The organism is Alteromonas sp. DYW1 (genome assembly GCF_059752595.1).
In genome coordinates this window covers 1,318,076-1,336,057 of sequence record NZ_CM186038.1, presented here as the reverse complement: position 1 = coordinate 1,336,057, position 17,982 = coordinate 1,318,076, and the positions used below count along the sequence as shown (strand labels likewise).

Genomic DNA, 17,982 nt, shown 5'->3' with positions numbered 1-17,982 from the left:
TTCAATTTACAGTTCGACTGCGGGCGCTCGTAACCAGTTGAGTGGATCGTAGACAGTGTCGGCACTTGTCACATGTAATGTAAACGCATGGCGCGAGTGATTAGAACGATTAGCCGCGCTAAAATGCGGTAGCGTGCCGCTCATTAACACCACGCTACCTGCGTCAACTTCGAGCGGCAATGCGTAGTCGAGATTGGGCCAAGGCTCATTGTGCAACAACTTTAACTCTGTGTGGTCATCCGGATAACGCACAAACTGCTCTTTTAAGGCCAATCCATCGCCACGCTTATCCACTTGCAAACACCCATTCTCGATAGTTGCAGGTTGGATAGCCAGCCAAAATGTAACTACTGATATTGGTTCGGTTTTAAAATACGTTGCATCTTGATGCCAGCGGATTTGCCCACCAATCCGTGGCTGCTTAAAAATGTACATGGATTGCCGAATTTCTGGGCGCGTCAATCCTACATCTAGCATCATGTCGCGGATTTTTGCCTGTGTGCTAAATGCCTTGAAGGTTGGCGATAAAGCGTGCAGCGCATGCCCAATTTTATTGATACTGAGTGCTTTATCCTGACGCAGCGACCCGTGCTCATCAAACGCTTCGGCTTCAAAAAAACAACGAACTTTGTCATCGGAGTATAGAAAATACGTATCTTGATCAGTATCACTGGAGAAGGTGGAAAAGATCGAGCGCGATTCGGATTCATCAAAATCAGCGACAATCCGTTCTGCTTCAGCCTGTAGTGTGCGAACTTCGTCCTGAGTGAAGCAGTTTGGCAACACTACAAATCCACGCTGATGAAAGGCTTCTCGCTGTTGGCTTGTTAACATCACATTATCCCTGAAACCCCTAGCTTGTTTTCACATTCTAGCCTTAGCGGTCAACTTGACTCAATTAATTTAATTCGGCAATCACTTGGCGGTTTGGATAAACGCTTAAAGAATCTTTCGAATACGCCGTTCTCACGCATGGTTTTAATGGAATGACTTAAGGCTTCAACTTTGTCTTTGTGCTTTCGATTGATCAGATGATAACTAATAAACGGATAGGCAGTTTCGTCGCGAAAATAAATCTCTGCGACGGGGGTGTCACACAATACGTGTAACAAGGTTACTTCACTACCAACCAAAGCATCAACCCCACCGTTTAATAGTGCTGTGCGTAAGAAAGTGGCATCTTGATTAAATAAACACTGTAGATTGAATTGTTCACAAAAAGAGGGCGCTGCCTGAAAGCCGCTAACAATCCCCAAAATGTTCTGCGAGTTGCGCTGACATTTCTCAGCCGTTAAGCAGAAGAACTTTAGCTCGTGTTGGTATATCGGTTCTGGCACTTGCAATAAATTTTGGTATTGCTTCGCGACTTCAGGTAAACGCGCCGACTCTGCATCTATCTCGCCCCAATTCGCCAAGCGTAAACCGCGCTTTGAAGGATAATAGGCTAACACAGGTCGGATCCCTAAAGGCTGATACATTTGGTTAAATATGGCTTGCAGTTCCCCCTTATCGACTACGTCTTGATAGGAATCATTGACAGCAATGACGTAATCAGTGGCCATGCTTGACCAACTAATGAAACACAGTAAACACGCTATTACCCAGCTTTGCATCCACACTTTACTCAAGCCAAAACCAACTATCTCAGCATAACAGGTAGCGTTATCAGGATCACTAAGCGGTAGTCAATTATGCCGCTTTCAGGGTTTGCGCCACTTGTTCAAGAGATTTCCCCTTGGTCTCTGGGACAAAGCGCAACACACAAATCAAACCAATAAACGCAAACACGCCGTAGAGCATAAAGGTCATAGCAGCACCAAGCGTGGCCAGCTCCCAAGGAAACACCAGTTGTACCAAAAAGCTGACAAAACTATTCACGACACCAACTAACGAAATCGCAATTCCGCGCAGGTGATTGGGGAATATTTCTGAAAACATCACCCACATCACTGGTCCTAATGACATGGCAAAAGAAGCCACAAAGCCAATAATGCCAGCGAGAATGAGCATTGCATTCATGTTACTTGCACTTTGTAAAATGGCGCCTTGATGTTTATTGAATACAGCTTCGCCGACCGTGCTACGCAGCGCATTCTTAAAGGTCACATCGGATCCAAAGACTTGCCCTGAAAGAACCGCCAATTGGCTCAGTTCCGCTTCATTGGTACTCACCACCAATTCACTCACGGTAGCTTCATCAAGTGAATAAGTTGCCGATTTAAAGCCATAAGCACAAATCGACATACTGATTATGACGCCTGACAGACCGACAATAAGTAGTGGCTTGCGGCCAATACGATCAATTAATACCATGGCCAGAATGGTAAATATTACATTCACCACCCCAATAAAAATCGCCTGCATAAACGCCGCATTGGTGCCTACCCCACTCTGTTCAAAAATGGTCGGTGCATAGAAAAACACCACATTAATTCCCGTCACCTGCTGCGAGATCCCCACAATTAAACCAATCAGTATTGGCCACCGCATAGTTTTACCAAAAAGTTCGGCAAGGCGTACCTTTAACGCAGGCTTTTCAGTTGTACCAACGTGGGTAATTTCAGCAAAATGCTGTTTTGCCTGTTGTTCTGCAAATAATTTAGTTAACACGGTTAGGGCTTCGTCTTTATGCCCATTCAGCGCTAACCACCGGGGGCTGCGTGGAATGGTAAACAACAAGACAAACCAAACCAAAGCAGGAATGATTTCTATTCCCAGCATCCAGCGCCACACATTGTCTCCAATACCCAATGCTTGCACCCAATCAGCAGGACTTTGGCTCATCTGTAGCAAGTAATAATTTGTAAAGTAAGAAACCGAAAAGCCGATCACAATGTTGAATTGATTGACCGAAACCATCTTACCACGATGCTCTGGTGCGCTAATTTCGGCAATATAGATGGGGGCTATCATCAGCGAACAAAACGCCATACCACCAATAAATCGCGCTGCGATTAGCATCCAGTAGTCCACTGCAAAGGCTGATGCCACAGCCGATAACAAATACAGAAAAGCGATTATTTGCAAGGTTTTTCTGCGTCCAATAGCATCACATACCGCTCCCGCTAAGAAAGTCGCCACAATTCCGCCCAAAGTAGGCGAACTAACGACGAAGCCTTGTTGCCACGCAGTCAATGAAAACTCCGTTGCAACGAAGCCAACAGCACCAGATATCACTGACGCATCAAAACCGAAAATAAAACCACCCAGTGATACGATGATGGTGTAATACAAAGCCAAGCGGTTATTTAGCATAGTGTTCCTTACTGACGGTTTTATTATTAGTGTGATGTTTTAAAGGCGACCAGTCGCGGCGCATTCTCGGATTTAGCGTCGATCTTTTTGCTCAAGCAGCGATGCCCTATCGGCCAACGCTCACGGTACGGCATGCTAGGATTAATTAACGGTAATTCGACAACCGAGTACTCCGTCGGCCAGGCAAACGGCAAACGCCCGCTAAACTCTCTTTTGGCATATAACAAATCAGCAATACTCTGCCCCTCACTGCCGGGCAACCATGCAGCCACAAATGCCTGCGATAACGCAAACTCCTGATCAATAATCAATGGTCTACCACTCAGTAACACGGTAACAACGGGAATACCTTGTGTGGCAATCACTTGTATCAACTCAAAGTCTTCCGGATGCAGGTCACTCAACGCCAAACTGCGTCCATAGGGCGGCTGTAAGGAAAGATTTCCCTCTACACGACTGCCAGACTCTAACAACACCTGATCATTAGGCCGAATATCGCCTACTCCCTCAGCATAAGGCCGTTCGCCAATAACCACAACGGCAACGTCAAAGTCTAGTTGCTCTGAATGTTTGACTTCTTGGGCTGGCACGATTTGGCTTACAGTTGCATATTGCTGCAAACCACGCGCAATAGAGGTAGCACCTTGCACCCCGTTGTCAGCGTCAACGCCTTGCCAATCGATCGTAAACCCACCACACTGCATCCCCGTGTTAGTTGCGCCGCGGCCAGTTATCAATAACCGTTGCTGAGGTTGTAGCGGCAAGCAATCGTTGTCATTTTTTAACAGTACACAGCTTTTCACTGCGGCTTCTTTCGCTGCCGCGCGATGTCCAGGACTACCAAACCGCTTTCGATAAGGAATGCTGCGTTCAGAAGGCCTTAATGCAGTAAAAAGTCCACGTGCCAGTTTTGCAGTAAGAATACGGCTGACTGCCTCATCAATGCGATTTATTGAGACACTGCCAAGCTCAATATGCTTGGCGAGTATTTCTTGAAAACTGCGCCAATTCTGGGGCACCATAAACATATCAATCCCTGCATTCACACTTTGGCCAACCGCTTTATATAAATCATCATCGACGTAATTAACGCCTTGCATGTCAGATAATACGAATCCGCTAAAGCCTAACTGCTGTTTAAGTTTTTGCTCAATCAAGGCACGATTGCTGTGACATTTGTCACCATTCCAACTACTAAATGCGACCATGATACAGAGCACACCAGCGTCGATAGCAGCACGAAAAGGCGCGATATGCCGCTCCATTTCATCAGCGGTTGCTAACATATCACCTTGTTCTATACCGTGCGCCGTGCCGCCATCGCCAACAAAGTGTTTGGCACATGCAAGCAAAGGATAGTCACTGCGATACTCGTTGATGGCACCTATATAAGTGCGCGCAAAGTCACTGGTAACTTCAGGCACAGCTGAAACACTTTCGTACATCCGCCCCCAGTGGTAATGGTGTGCCATTGCCAAATTAGGCCCAAAGATCCAGTTCGCTCCTATTGCTCGCACCTCATCGGCAGTTACCGCCGCTAGGCTTTTAATGGTAGTTGCAGAATTTGCCGCACCAATTCCGATATTGTGGGGAAAAATTGTGGCACCTTGTACGTTCGCATTGCCGTGAATCGCATCAAGACCATAAAGTAAGGGGATCTTCACAGTATCATCTACTGCCAGCGCAGCATCCCAAAAACCATCGATCATCGCGATCCAATGATCGACAGTATTAGGCTCAGGACAAGAGCCTGCAGAACTCATCACGCCACCTAGCTTGTATTTACTGACATCTTCTGCAGTGCACGTCGATTGGTCAGCCAACGTCATTTGCCCGATCTTTTGGGCTAATGACAACTGCTTTACCAGTGCTTCAGCTTGCTGACGATAGTTCAGTAAAGTCGCCATAGTTATTGCTCAATCAGTACTAACTTAGCAGTCATATCACAATCACTGTCGGTTCCAACACCAAACCAGAAGACACCTGGCTCAACGCGGTATTGACTGCGTTGGTCATAAAAACCGAGGCGCGCTGTATCGACTTCAAAGCACACCTCTTTCGACTCTTGGGCAGGTAAATCAATGCGCTGAAAATCCAGTAACTCTTTGACGGGACGCGTGACGCTCGCAACGGGATCACGGACATAGAGTTGTGCGACTTCGGTACTTGTCACGTTACTGGCATTATGAATAGTCACATGAACCTTAAAGCATTCTCCTACATTCACCGTTTCCTGACTAAGGCGCAGCGCTGAGTACTCAAAAGTGGCATAGCTGAGACCATAACCAAACGCAAATAGCGGGGTGAAATGAATATCCATATGTGAAGCAGCCATACCTAACGAGGTCTGTTCTGCTCGCATTGGAAAATCATTCATGTGCGCATAATTAGCGTGGGTCACCGGCCTACCCGTGTTTTTGTGGGCGTAATAAATAGGAATTTGTCCGCCATGCCGAGGAAACGATACTGGCAACTTTCCGACCGGGGAGCGATTCCCAACTAATAAGTCAGCTATCGCGTCACCCGCGCGATGCCCAGGGTGCCAAGCATAGAGAATTGCATCCACTTTATCGACAATCTCAGTCAAAACCAATGGACGCCCCGCCATAATAACTAGGATCAGCGGTTTACCCGACCCTTTAAGCGTTTCTGCTACGGTGTGCACTAACATCGTTTGCGCACCTGGCAAGGTAATGTCCGCACGACAGTGAGCTTCGCCGGATAAAATGGCTTCTTCACCTAAGCATAAAATAACCGCATCGCTATTACCGGCAGCGGCTACCGCTAGTACGATATGTTCCTGTGAATGATCGCGTGAGTGTTGAAAAACCGGTTCATAGTGAACTTTAGTGCTCGCTGGCAGTACCGCGTGCAAGCCGGATAATAGTGTTGTTGAATGTTCAGCTTGACCGTCAAAAATCCAGGTACCTAACTGTTCATAATCATCATCCGCTAGAAAGCCTAACACTGAGATTTGCTTGAGTTTTTGTGTGTCTAACGGCAAAACCTGTGCTTTATTTTTCAGCAACACGCAGCTTTGGAGCGCGGCTTCGTAGGCCAGTGTCAGTGATGATTGAGTTAACTTGTCAACTGCTGCTGGCGCTTCTCGTGTAAACAAGCCAAGCGCAAACTTTACTTGCAGTATACGCAATACGGCTTCATCGATTAGGGGCAAACTGATCCGCCCCTGCTCAAGCAAAGAGTGTGCGTTTTCAATAAACGTTTGGCTGACCATTTCCATATCAACCCCGGCATTCAGCGCTAGATCAGCCGCATGCGCGCGGTCCGCTGCAATGCCATGCACGATCAGTTGATCAACCGAGGCCCAATCACTCACCACAAAGCCATTGAATCCCCATTCTTCTTTCAAAATGTCAGTAAGCAACCATTTGTTCGCAGAAACAGGCACACCGTTTAAGTCGCTGAATGAGGTCATAAAAGTCATAGCGCCAACGTCGTTGGCTGCTTTGAACGGCGGCAGGTAAACATGTCTTAATTCATGCTCACTCAGGTTGGTGGTGTTGTAGTCTTTACCACTTTCAGAAGCACCATACCCGGCAAAATGTTTGGCGCAAGCTGCAATTGCTGTACTTTGAGTCGGATCGTCCGTTTGATACCCTCGCACCATCGCATTGCCTAACCGCGACGTGAGTAAAGGATCCTCACCAAAAGATTCGGCAATGCGTCCCCAACGTGGATCTCGCGCAACATCAATCATTGGGGAGAAAGTCCAATTAATACCAACTGATGCAGCCTCAACTGCACTGACTCGAGCCACATCCTGCACTAATTGCTCATTCCAGGAACAGGCCAGCCCTAAGGGTATGGGAAATATAGTAGCAAACCCATGGATAACATCGCGCCCAATCAGAAGTGGAATGCCCAGTCGACTTTCCTGCGTCGCAAGACGCTGCAATTCTGCTACGGTATCACGGTCGACCTCATTGATAATCGAGCCAACATGTCCACTTCGCACTTGTTCAGCCAATGCAGGGCTAATCTGAGCATTTTCACCATTTAATTGATTCATCTGCCCAAGCTTTTCCACCAAGGTCATTTGCGCCAATAATTGCCTAGCAGCGTCAGCATGTTCATTAAGCGATAGCTCTTGGGTAAAGCTTTGGGCTGATTTAATCACAGTCGTTTTGCTCAATTCGCGAAAAAATTTTTTTATTATGGATTTTCCGACTGTATGGAAATCCTCGCTGGATGCAATTCGAATGCGGTCAAATGGATTTGTCTAAGGGCGACTCGGATGGTAATTGTTAATTTTCATTAACATTACTCACTCGACCATTTTACCGCATGATCAAACCCCGCCTATCGAATAAGGCTTGCCATTGCGTCATGCAATCTCAACCATACGCTTAACAACCTGTTAACAGACCGAGTTATTCCGCCTTAAGGAATTTTAATGAAGCCAACTGCAATACACGCCGAGACACAGGAAAAAGACAAAATCCCCTTTCTATTAAAGTGCGTGTATGGTTTTGGCGCTATCGTTAATAACCTACTTGCCGCAGCCATCGGTGGGATGGTGATTGTCCTTAACCTTGGGTTAAGTATGAACCCCGCGTTGGTTGGCTTATTAGGCGCTTTACCGCGCTTAACCGACGCCATTACCGATCCATTAATGGGCTACATCTCAGACCGGACTCGCAGCCGCTGGGGTCGTCGTCGACCGTACATATTTTGCGGCGCCATTCTCACCGGGATTGTGTTTGTTATCTTGTGGCAACTGCCCGAGGGACAAAGTGAGAACTTTTATTTCTGGTATTTTCTGATTGGTTCACTGATTTTTTATTTAGCCTACACCATGTTCGCAACCCCATGGGTAGCATTAGGCTACGAGCTGACCCCCGACTATCATGAACGCACACGCTTGATGGCCACACAAAACTTTATGGGCCAACTCGCCTATTTAGTTTCGCCGTGGTTTTTGTGGTTTATGCAGCACGAGGCCCTGTTTGATAACATGATCGAAGGCGCTGGCTATCTCGCCATGATCATCGGTGCATTCACCATAGGTGTCGGTATTTTACCTGCGATATTTCTAAAAGAGCCACAAGCCAGTCTGTTCGAAAAGCAGTCAAAGGCACTCAACCAAGTGGAACCTCCTATGAGTGGCGTGAAAGACTTCTTGCGCGGGTTTGCGATTACCATTTCATTTCAGCCATTCTTAGCCCTTTGCATTGCGACCTTTTTGATCTTCAATGGCTTTATTATGGTCGCGTCATTCCAGTCCTACGTAATCATTTACTATGTGTTTGCAGGCAACCAATCTCTTGGTGCTGAATATGCCGGTTGGGCAGGCACTGTACTCGGGTTGTCAGCATTTATGGTAATCTTGGTTACGGCTAAATTATCCAGCTTATATGGCAAACGCAAAGCTTTCTTCATTACGATAGGTATCGCAACATTTGGCTATTGTCTGAAGTGGTTCTGCTATGATCCCAACAATCCAGCATTATTGCTTTTACCCGTTCCCTTCTATGCTTTTGGTCTGGGTAGTTTGTTCACACTTGTGGGCTCCATGGTTGCTGACGTTTGTGATGCCGATGAACTTAATACCGGACAGCGTAGAGAAGGCATGTACGGCTCTATTTTTTGGTGGGTCGTTAAATTGGGGCAGGCTGTAGCGTTAGCGGCGGGAGGCGTTTTATTAAATGTCACAGGTTTTGATGTAGACTTGGGTTCTGCTCAAGCAGCAGAAGCACTGATGCTCATGCGACTATTTGATGCTTTTGTACCTGCGTTTTGTTCATTTGTGGCAATTCTAGTGATCGCTAAATATCCGATCACCGAAGCAAGCGCTGCTACAACCCGACAACAATTGGAGACCCGGCGCGGTAGCATTGAGGCAGCTTAAACAGTAAAGCCGTGTTCAGCTAACCACTGTTGCGCTTGCGCATGGGTTGTAAAGAAACGGCGCTCAAATTTATTTATCGCTTGGTTGCGTATTTTCAACGGCGCAGCTTTTACCGACTCTTCAGTCAAGACAATAGCATCTTTACGAAACCCCAGTTCGATGCTTTCGTTGATGAGCGACTCAATAACAGGTAAACAATCGGGCGTAAATAATTCCCATTGATTGATGTCGGTAATGATGCCAAATGTACTGCCAGCAAACTTTTGTATCGCAACTTTAACGTCGCGCTGATAATTCTTAGCAGTTTCTAAATTCCATGCACCGCTAATAGCGATGTCTAAAAAGCGGGAATAAGGCTGGATAGTATAATTACCATGGGCTTCGAACACGAACGCGCCCCTCGTTTAGCGTCATAACAACCACTAACAACTCACAATCAGAATAATTGATACACTCAATAACTATATATGAAATACTCCATTTCGGTACAGATTTAACCGGGATATCTTGTGGTGAAATACTTTCAATACGCTGCTTTCGGCTTAGTGGTATTGACCATTTCTCTCGTGGTATACATTTTTGCTAATAAAGTCAACGACATGCCTTTTTCTGAGCTGCAAAGTAGATGGGCACTAGCTCCCTCTCAATTTGTTGCGGCACAGGACATGCAAATCCATTTTCGTGACCAAGGCGACAGATCGGCTAAGGAAACTATTCTGTTAATCCACGGTACCGGTGCCTCACTACATACCTGGGAAGGATGGATAAATCACCTGACACCCAAATACCGCGTTATTACCCTGGATATTCCTGGCTTTGGCTTAACTGGTCCAGAGCCCAATAATAACTACACCATTGAGAACTATGTTGAAACCATCGTTAAAGTAATGGATAACATGTCGATTCAACGCGCCGTAATTGGCGGTAACTCGCTCGGAGGATACATTGCTTGGGCCACCGCCTTGTTGCACCCGGAGAGGGTATCTAGACTAATCCTCGTGGACCCATCGGGTTATCCAAGTGAGGCCCAGTCAGTACCTATTGCATTTAAAATTTCGCAATATCCAATGGCTAAGGTGTTACTCAACAACTTCCTGCCAAAATGGTTGGTACGTAGCAGTGTTCGCAATGTTTATGGCAATCCCGATTTGGTAACAGAAACATTAGTCCAACGTTACTACGAACTGAGCCTGCGCGAAGGAAATCGAGCAGCATTAGCTGCTCGATTCGCGCAAACTCAGCCAGGTCCTTTGGCCGCGCGTCTGACTGAAATAAGTCAGCCAACCCTTATTCTCTGGGGCGCAAAAGACAAGCTGATCCCTGTTACGGTAAGCGCTGTTTTTGCTAGCCAGATAGCACACAATGAGTTAGTGATTTTCGATTCTCTTGGACATGTGCCTCACGAGGAAGACCCTAATATGACCATACAGCCAGTGTTACAATTTTTGTCTAACACGAATGACGAGAACGCCAAAAAAGAAAGCCGCAATCGCAAGCAATAAACGGCTTTAGGTTGGGACTTAGTCGCAGCCGCCCTGCGTGAACCAAGCAGAGCTGCTACTAACAATCTCACACTAACTGTCTGTTACCGAGTAACAACTCAAATGCGGTAAAATGGTCTCTTAAGGAGGTCAAGTGGGTCGGTTTTTGAGCGACTTATTTACCCATAAATTTAGGTGAAATTTACCAGGGCATTTAATCGCAGTGCCAGTCCGCCTTAGCTTATTTGGGTTGTGTTTACCCCGCAATGAACTACTTTCCGTGCATAACTGCGACCAAACGTTGGACGCGAAAAGAACTACACGTAGGGAAAGAGATAATGTTGCCAGATGTTCGCCTCCTCTGCTTAATGCTGCTAGCAAGTACTGTATTACTTGGTTGTTCAGACCCTACTCCCACCAAAACTCAATCGCAAAACAAGCCAATCAATACCTCGCCGTTTACTGCAGGCGTTGTAACTGCGATTAACTTTGGTGGGCCGGCTTATCGTGGCAAGGATGGCGTGTTTTATGCGGCTGATGAATTGACCTTGGCAGCTGATAAAGGCGAGTCAGAGGCCATAAAAGGTACTCAAGACCCTACCTTATACCAAAGTTATCGCGTGAGTCGTGACGAAGATATGCAGATCAACTTACCGGTTGATAATGGCCGCTATGCAATTACCTTTAAATTTGCAGAACCAGATGACACAGCTGTAGGACAACGTATTTTTGACGTGCTAGCTGAAGATCAAACCGTTATTGAGCAACTCGACGTGCGTCTGGCGCGCGATAATCAACCCTTATCTGCGTTGGTGCGCAGTGTGTATGGTGTAGAGGTAAACGACCAAACACTCAATATAAGATTAAAAGCATTGACTGGCGCGCCATTGATTCATGGGATCATCGTGCGTAAGCAAGCAGTGGTGGATGAGCGCGCATGGGCATTAGTATGGAACGATGAATTTTCTCACGATGGCGCTCCTGATCCAAGCAAGTGGTCATTTGACGTGTGGCCTGCCAGAAAAGTAAATGATGAAGACCAAGCGTATACTGATCGTGCCAAAAATGCGCGAGTAAAGGATGGCCATTTGATTATCGAGGCCCACAAGGAATCATACGCCAACGCTGAGTACACCTCGGCGCGCTTGCATAATCAAGGTATGGGCGATTTTCTCTATGGTAAAGTTGATGTAAGAGCGCGCGTACCCAATGGTCAGGGAACTTGGGCTGCTGCGTGGATGTTACCGTCAAACCCATTTAAATATGCGACTCAATGCGAGTCTGGTGAAGACTGGCAAGGCAGTGCAAGTTGTGATGCATGGCCCAACTCCGGCGAAATCGATATCCTGGAGCATGTCGGCTATGACATGCAAACCGTGCATGGCACAGTACATAACAAAGCTTATTATTGGATGAACTGGCAACAACGCAAAGCCAGTATTGAAGGGCAATCCGTAGACACCGAATTTCATGTGTACTCATTGGAGTGGTCACCCGAATACATCATTATTAGTTTTGATAGCGTGCCTTATTTCTATTATGAAAATGATGGTACTGGGTGGGAGTCATGGCCTTTTGATCATCCCTATCACGTCATTTTGAACTTAGCCATTGGTGGCGCCTGGGGCCGAGCTGGAGGGCCTATCGATGATTCGATTTTTCCGGTTCGCATGGAAGTTGACTACGTTAGAATTTATCAACTTGCCCAGTAACCATGAATTTCTTTTACCTGTTTAGCAATCTAGAGTGTTTCTAATCCTATGCAAAACACAATACAACATAACACCAAATGTACTGGTGAATTGACACAACTAGACGGTCAGTCTTTCTACAAAATTAATCATGTAGATGCCATGCCACCGTTTTTTATCAGTGTGGTTTCAGATAGCAATCATTGGCTGTTTGCGGCGTCTACTGGCGGTCTAACCATGGGGCGCGTATCGCCAGAATACGCGGTTTTTCCGTACGTAACCGTCGATAAGATCTATGAAAGTGCTCCCCATACGGGCCCCAAAACGATCGTAAAAGTCACCAACAATGATGCTCAGCCTCAATTTTGGGAACCATTTAATACTGAGCACAATGATCGTTACACGATCACTCGCAATCTGTATAAAAGCGAGTTAGGCAATGTTCTGCGTTTTGAAGAAATTAACCATGAGCTAGGACTGCAATTTCATTACACCTGGAAATTTTCGGATGAGTTTGGGTTTAGTCGTTGTTGCTCTCTCGTTAATGTATCAGATAAACAGCAACATATTGAATTCATTGATGGTTTACAAAATATTTTACCTGCAGGAACGCCACGATACACGCAAACTCAATCGAGCAACCTCGTTGATGCGTACAAATGGACAGAACGAGTACCCAATACATCGTTAGCACTGTATACCCTATATTCAGCAATAACTGACCGCGCCGAGCCCGCTGAGTCATTGCGTGCGACAACTGTTTTTAGCACTGGACTTAAGACTGCGTCAGTCTATTTATCCAATCAATGTTTGCGTGCTTTTAAACAAGGTGCCTCGCTACAGCCAGAAGAATATAGTCGAGGTGTTCGCGGTGACTATTTGATTCACGATTCCTGTGCACTCGCTGCTGGCCAAGCCATTAACTGGCGTATGACGATCAATGTAGAGCAAACACAAGCGCAAGTCAGTGAGCTGCTTAAACAACTAGAAGCGGGAAGCCAGCTAGAGCAAACTCTGGATGCTTCTTATTCACAAGGTAATGATGCTCTAGCGCGGATAATGGCTGCAGCCGACGGTTTTCAACTAACCGGTGAGCCAGTGGTTGCCCTGCACCACTATGCAAATACTTTATTTAACGTATTGCGCGGCGGTATATTTGCCGATCAATACACCATCACTAGTGCTGATCTAGTTAAAACCATAAAACATTTTAACCACCCATGCTTCGAGCGAGTGCAGGGTTCACTCCAGGATTTGCCCGCAGAGTTTACGCTCGATACACTAAAAGATTGGGTAGAACAAATAGATGATGCGCAGCTCTCGCGATTGGTAAATGAATATTTACCCATCACGTTTGGGCGCCGCCATGGCGACCCAAGCCGCCCATGGAATCAATTTGCCATCGAATTAACTGATGAACATGGTGATCCGTTACTCAGCTATCAAGGCAACTGGCGCGATATTTTTCAAAATTGGGAAGCCTTAAGCTTAAGCTATCCAGAATTCACGGAATCAGTCATCGCTAAGTTCGTCAATGCATCTACAGTTGATGGTTACAACCCCTATCGCATAACCAAACAGGGGATTGATTGGGAGGTTGAAGAACCCGATGACCCCTGGAGTTACATTGGCTACTGGGGCGACCACCAGATTATCTACTTACAAAAACTGCTAGAGACGTCGCATAAGTTTCATCCGAGTACGCTGCTGTCATTGTTACAAAAGCGTCACTTCAGTTATGCCAATGTACCTTATCGGATCAAAGATTTTGACGATTTAGTGTCTAATCCAAAAGCCACAGTGGTTTACGATGATGAGCTGGCCCATACGATAGAGCAGCGCGTGGCTGAACTAGGCGCCGATGGTAAGTTGGTTTTAACCGACCAAGGCGAAGTGTACCAAGTCAATCTCATGGAAAAGTTGTTGGTACCACTATTGACGAAACTCAGTAACTTGGTTGTTGACGGCGGTATTTGGCTAAATACTCAGCGCCCCGAATGGAATGACGCGAATAACGCCCTCGTTGGTCAGGGCTTATCTATGGTTACCTTGTATTACATGAATCGCTACGTTGCGTTCTTGCAAGACACTCTAGAAGCCAGCCTCACCAGCTCTGATGGCAACTTCCAATTGACAACCGAAGTCGCAGAGTGGTTATCACAAACCTCGGCCATATTGCATGAAGCAACTGAATTACTTGGGCAAAAGACCGTTTCACCCGAGTACCAATTTACCATCCTCGGTAAGCTCGGGCGGGCAGCTGAAAGTTATCGCCAAGCGATGTACACGCACACCGGAGAGTTTAAACAATCTACGGTCGACGCACACAGCATTCTGGCTATGCTTAACCAAGCGAAGCGTTTGATCCAGCATAGTATTGCTGCCAACGAAAAGCCTTCTGGCCTCTATCATGCCTATAATATTTTGACCATCAATCAACACTCGTTAAATGTAGACTACCTTTATGACATGCTTGAAGGTCAAGTCGCTGCGCTTAGTTCGGGTGCGTTGTCAGCTGACCAAGCAAAACGTACGCTGGACAGCCTGTTTGCATCTGAGATGTATCGGGATGATCAAAAAACCTTCATGTTGTACCCCGATCGTGCCCAACAATCGTTCCTACAAAAGAATGTTATTCCGTCTGAGCGCGTGCAATCCAATAAATTGCTTGTGGCAATGTTAGAAAACTCTGACAGACGGTTAATAGAACAAGACCAAACCAAGCAATACCGCTTCAATAGTGCGTTGGCTAATGCTAACACCATAAAAGACAGATGGCAGGCAGTGCTAGCTGATTATCCTGAACTTGCCGACCAGTCAGCACTCGAACATATTCTTGCAACCTACGAAACTGTGTTTAAACACAGCGAATTCACCGGGCGTTCAGGCGGCATGTTTGGTTTCGAAGGACTCGGCTGTATTTATTGGCATATGGTTTCCAAACTGCTCTTAGCCGTTCAGGAAGCTGCCGTTGCCAGTTATCAGCAAGCGCCTGACGCTGCCGTTACGCGCGCATTGATTGAGTATTATTACCGCGTTAGAGAAGGGATCGGTTTCAATAAAACCCCAGCGGAATATGGAGCATTTCCCGCAGATCCTTATTCACACACGCCCAAGCATGCGGGAGCTCAACAGCCGGGTATGACAGGGCAAGTGAAAGAAGAGGTAATCACTCGACTGGTCGAATTGGGTGGTTTTGTAGAAAATGGCTGTATTCAGTTTTCACCGTTCATGTTGCGCCCGCAGGAATTCATTGAGCAAGCTCAGGAATTTCGCTATCTAGATGTAGATAATGCGTGGCAAACGATCAATTTACCGCCTCACTCACTCGCCTACACGTGGTGTCAGGTGCCGATTGTGTATGAACTTTCTGACGCTGAACTACCCAGTTTAGAAATTACCTGCCAGGACGCATCGGTAATATCACTGTCAGAGCCGTGCCTTGATAGTAAGTTGAGTGAGGCTATTTTTAAACGCAATGGCCACGTTCGCAATATTCTGTTGCGATTGCCAAGATCGCAGTTGCTCAACGTGTAATGTTCAGGTAAGCGACTGAAAAATCAGTCGCTTACCGCTTTATTCTAGGTCTCCTGGAGAGACTCGCTCAGTACTCTTTTCTGTGCAATACTAGTCATTCATCCATGAATAGTTACAGAGATATGACGCTAGTAAGTTCGTTAGCTCAAGAACCCGAAGTCTTTTACGATCCCCCCGATACCTCTTTTCTGTATTGGCAACTGGGTTTTTGGGGTTTTCTCGGCATTGTTTCATTTTTCACGCTAACGCTTTGGTATAACCAATTATCTTGGAATTACGTGGCGCCAATCTTAACCCAATCCGCCTTAGGTATGCTGTTTTCGATATTAATTGAGAAAGGCATCTTACGCGTTTGGCATCGCTCTACTCTCACTAAGTCCATTATTAGCTTTTCACTGGTGGTGTTGGTTTCATTGCTGTGGACAGTTTTACGTATGGCAATGTTTCAATATATGACAGGTGAAGAACATATTTGGGATGATTTTGGTGGTTGGTTCTTTAGCAGTATTTTTGTGTATATCAGTTGGGCAGCATTGTTTTATGGAGTGAAATACTACGAACTGCTACAACATGAGCACCGTATAATGCTGCGCGCTGAAGCTGAAGCCAAAGCGCAACAGATTAAACGCATGCAGGCACAAACCGCTGCCAAAGACGCACAAATGAAAATGTTGCGGTATCAGCTAAATCCGCACTTCCTGTGTAATACCTTAAATGCCATTAATGCATTAATTGAAGTCGATGATAGCGAAAAAGCTCAAATCATGACGGTTAATCTAAGTCAGTTTTTGCGCCATTCGTTGGACAACATACCCAACGCTAAAATCACCTTAGACAGTGAGATCGCAGCACTCAATTTGTACCTAAAAATAGAAAAAATTCGCTTTGAAGATCGTCTGAACTTACAGTTTGATATCGCGGAAGAGGCCAAAACAGGTTTGGTCCCTAGCCTTTTATTGCAGCCGATTATTGAAAATTCAATGAAACACGCCATCGCTAAATGTGAAAATGGCGGCACTATTTGCGTCATTGCGAAAGTCGAAGATAATCAATTATCGATTACCATGAGCGACACTGGCCCTGGCGTAAAGATAGGTAAAAGTAAGCTTGAGAGTGTCACTGGACGCGGCGTTGGATTGAAAAATACAGATGAGCGCCTGAAGTTGCTGTATCAATCTAACTATTCATTTACTATCACCAGCGCGGCCAATGGTGGTTTACAGACCGATATCAAGATACCCTATGAGCCGGTAACTACAAACGCAACAAGAGACGGGAAGTGATGACGGTATTGCGCACTATAATTGTTGACGATGAACCCCTTGCACTCGGGTTACTAAAGTCCAAATTGCAAAAAAATCCGCACATTGAAATCGTAGCGCAATGTAAAAATGGGCGCGAAGCTCTGGATGCTGCCTTGTCTGAATCTGCTGATATTATGTTCTTGGATATTCAAATGCCAGGCATCGACGGGCTGGATGTGGTCAAGCAGATCCAAGGCGACGCTATGCCATTGATTGTGTTTACCACTGCGTTTGAACAATATGCAATCAATGCCTTTGATCTGCATGCCGTTGATTACATCTTAAAGCCCATCGACCAAGACCGCATTGATCGTGCGATTGATCGGGCGCGTGACCGCTTGAGTTCTGATGAATCAAGAGATTTTAAATCAGGCATTATAAACGCCATGAATACCATGAGCGTCCATGAAAGCCAAAACGAAGAACTGGCGAGTCAACCGCGCAAAATCATTATTAAAGATCGCGAGGAAATAACTCTACTCGAGCAGCCAGATATTGCTTGGTTGGAAGCTGCTGGAGATTATGTGTGTGTGCATGCGAACGGAGAAACTCATATCAAGAGAAGTACGTTAAAAGAACTGCTTGGCGAACTTGATGCTTCAATATTTAAACGGGTTCATCGCTCAACGATCGTCAATTTGAATTTCATCGAAAAAGTCATCCCCCACACCAAAGGTGAGTTCTTTTTAATCTTAGGTGAACACCACAAAATTAAGGTCAGTCGCAACTACCGTGACGTGATTAAATCTTATCTTCAAGCGGGCGCTTAATACGCCCACTCTATCCAACTAAGCAGTCCGGTTCAGCGCAAAACTCTGGTATCCCTTGCTAAGTCAGCTTAGCTT

General features: G+C 46.0%; 12 protein-coding genes. 6 read left to right on the top strand and 6 right to left on the bottom strand.

Annotation, left to right across the window (positions count from 1 at the left end):
* Window positions 1-6: 6 nt before the first annotated feature.
* The 5 genes from AC121Z_RS05990 to AC121Z_RS05970 all read right to left on the bottom strand — a co-directional run bounded on the left by AC121Z_RS05990 (window position 7) and on the right by AC121Z_RS05970 (window position 7,393).
* The gene (locus AC121Z_RS05990) at window positions 7-834 is read right to left on the bottom strand and encodes a phytanoyl-CoA dioxygenase family protein (protein WP_498127377.1); all 828 of its coding nucleotides are present in this window, start codon (window positions 832-834) and stop codon (window positions 7-9) included.
* 50 nt (window positions 835-884) lie between these two features.
* A complete protein-coding gene (locus tag AC121Z_RS05985) occupies window positions 885-1,562 on the bottom strand; it encodes a hypothetical protein (protein ID WP_498127375.1) in 678 nt (225 codons plus the stop codon).
* Between the two features lie 127 nt (window positions 1,563-1,689).
* Window positions 1,690-3,255: a sugar porter family MFS transporter gene (locus AC121Z_RS05980; RefSeq protein WP_498127373.1), complete on the bottom strand. Its 1,566-nt coding sequence runs from the start codon at window positions 3,253-3,255 to the stop codon at window positions 1,690-1,692.
* Between the two features lie 26 nt (window positions 3,256-3,281).
* The gene (locus AC121Z_RS05975; protein ID WP_498127372.1) at window positions 3,282-5,162 is read right to left on the bottom strand and encodes a glycoside hydrolase family 3 protein; all 1,881 of its coding nucleotides are present in this window, start codon (window positions 5,160-5,162) and stop codon (window positions 3,282-3,284) included.
* Between the two features lie 2 nt (window positions 5,163-5,164).
* The gene (locus AC121Z_RS05970; protein ID WP_498127371.1) at window positions 5,165-7,393 is read right to left on the bottom strand and encodes a glycoside hydrolase family 3 N-terminal domain-containing protein; all 2,229 of its coding nucleotides are present in this window, start codon (window positions 7,391-7,393) and stop codon (window positions 5,165-5,167) included.
* Between the two features lie 276 nt (window positions 7,394-7,669).
* Here AC121Z_RS05970 and AC121Z_RS05965 point away from each other — a divergent pair, with 276 nt between their 5' ends.
* A complete protein-coding gene (locus tag AC121Z_RS05965) occupies window positions 7,670-9,124 on the top strand; it encodes an MFS transporter (RefSeq protein ID WP_498127370.1) in 1,455 nt (484 codons plus the stop codon).
* Here AC121Z_RS05965 and AC121Z_RS05960 read toward each other — a convergent pair.
* Window positions 9,121-9,513: a hypothetical protein gene (locus AC121Z_RS05960; protein WP_498127369.1), complete on the bottom strand. Its 393-nt coding sequence runs from the start codon at window positions 9,511-9,513 to the stop codon at window positions 9,121-9,123. The two genes, AC121Z_RS05965 and AC121Z_RS05960, sit on opposite strands and share 4 nt — an antisense overlap.
* 120 nt (window positions 9,514-9,633) lie before the next feature.
* Between AC121Z_RS05960 and AC121Z_RS05955 the strand changes: the two genes are divergently transcribed.
* The 5 genes from AC121Z_RS05955 (at window position 9,634) to AC121Z_RS05935 (ending at window position 17,907) form a co-directional block, all read left to right on the top strand.
* On the top strand, window positions 9,634-10,626 hold the full coding sequence (locus tag AC121Z_RS05955) for an alpha/beta fold hydrolase (RefSeq protein ID WP_498127368.1): 993 nt from the start codon (window positions 9,634-9,636) through the stop codon (window positions 10,624-10,626).
* A gap of 317 nt (window positions 10,627-10,943) precedes the next feature.
* Window positions 10,944-12,317, top strand: coding sequence for a malectin domain-containing carbohydrate-binding protein (locus AC121Z_RS05950; protein WP_498127367.1), 1,374 nt, complete (start codon window positions 10,944-10,946; stop codon window positions 12,315-12,317).
* Between the two features lie 48 nt (window positions 12,318-12,365).
* The gene (locus tag AC121Z_RS05945) at window positions 12,366-15,833 is read left to right on the top strand and encodes a 1,3-beta-D-glucan phosphorylase, GH149 family (RefSeq protein WP_498127366.1); all 3,468 of its coding nucleotides are present in this window, start codon (window positions 12,366-12,368) and stop codon (window positions 15,831-15,833) included.
* A gap of 104 nt (window positions 15,834-15,937) precedes the next feature.
* On the top strand, window positions 15,938-17,116 hold the full coding sequence (locus AC121Z_RS05940; RefSeq protein ID WP_498127365.1) for a sensor histidine kinase: 1,179 nt from the start codon (window positions 15,938-15,940) through the stop codon (window positions 17,114-17,116).
* Window positions 17,116-17,907: a LytR/AlgR family response regulator transcription factor gene (locus AC121Z_RS05935; protein WP_498128161.1), complete on the top strand. Its 792-nt coding sequence runs from the start codon at window positions 17,116-17,118 to the stop codon at window positions 17,905-17,907. Before AC121Z_RS05940 ends, AC121Z_RS05935 begins: the two co-directional genes overlap by 1 nt.
* Window positions 17,908-17,982 lie beyond the last annotated feature (75 nt).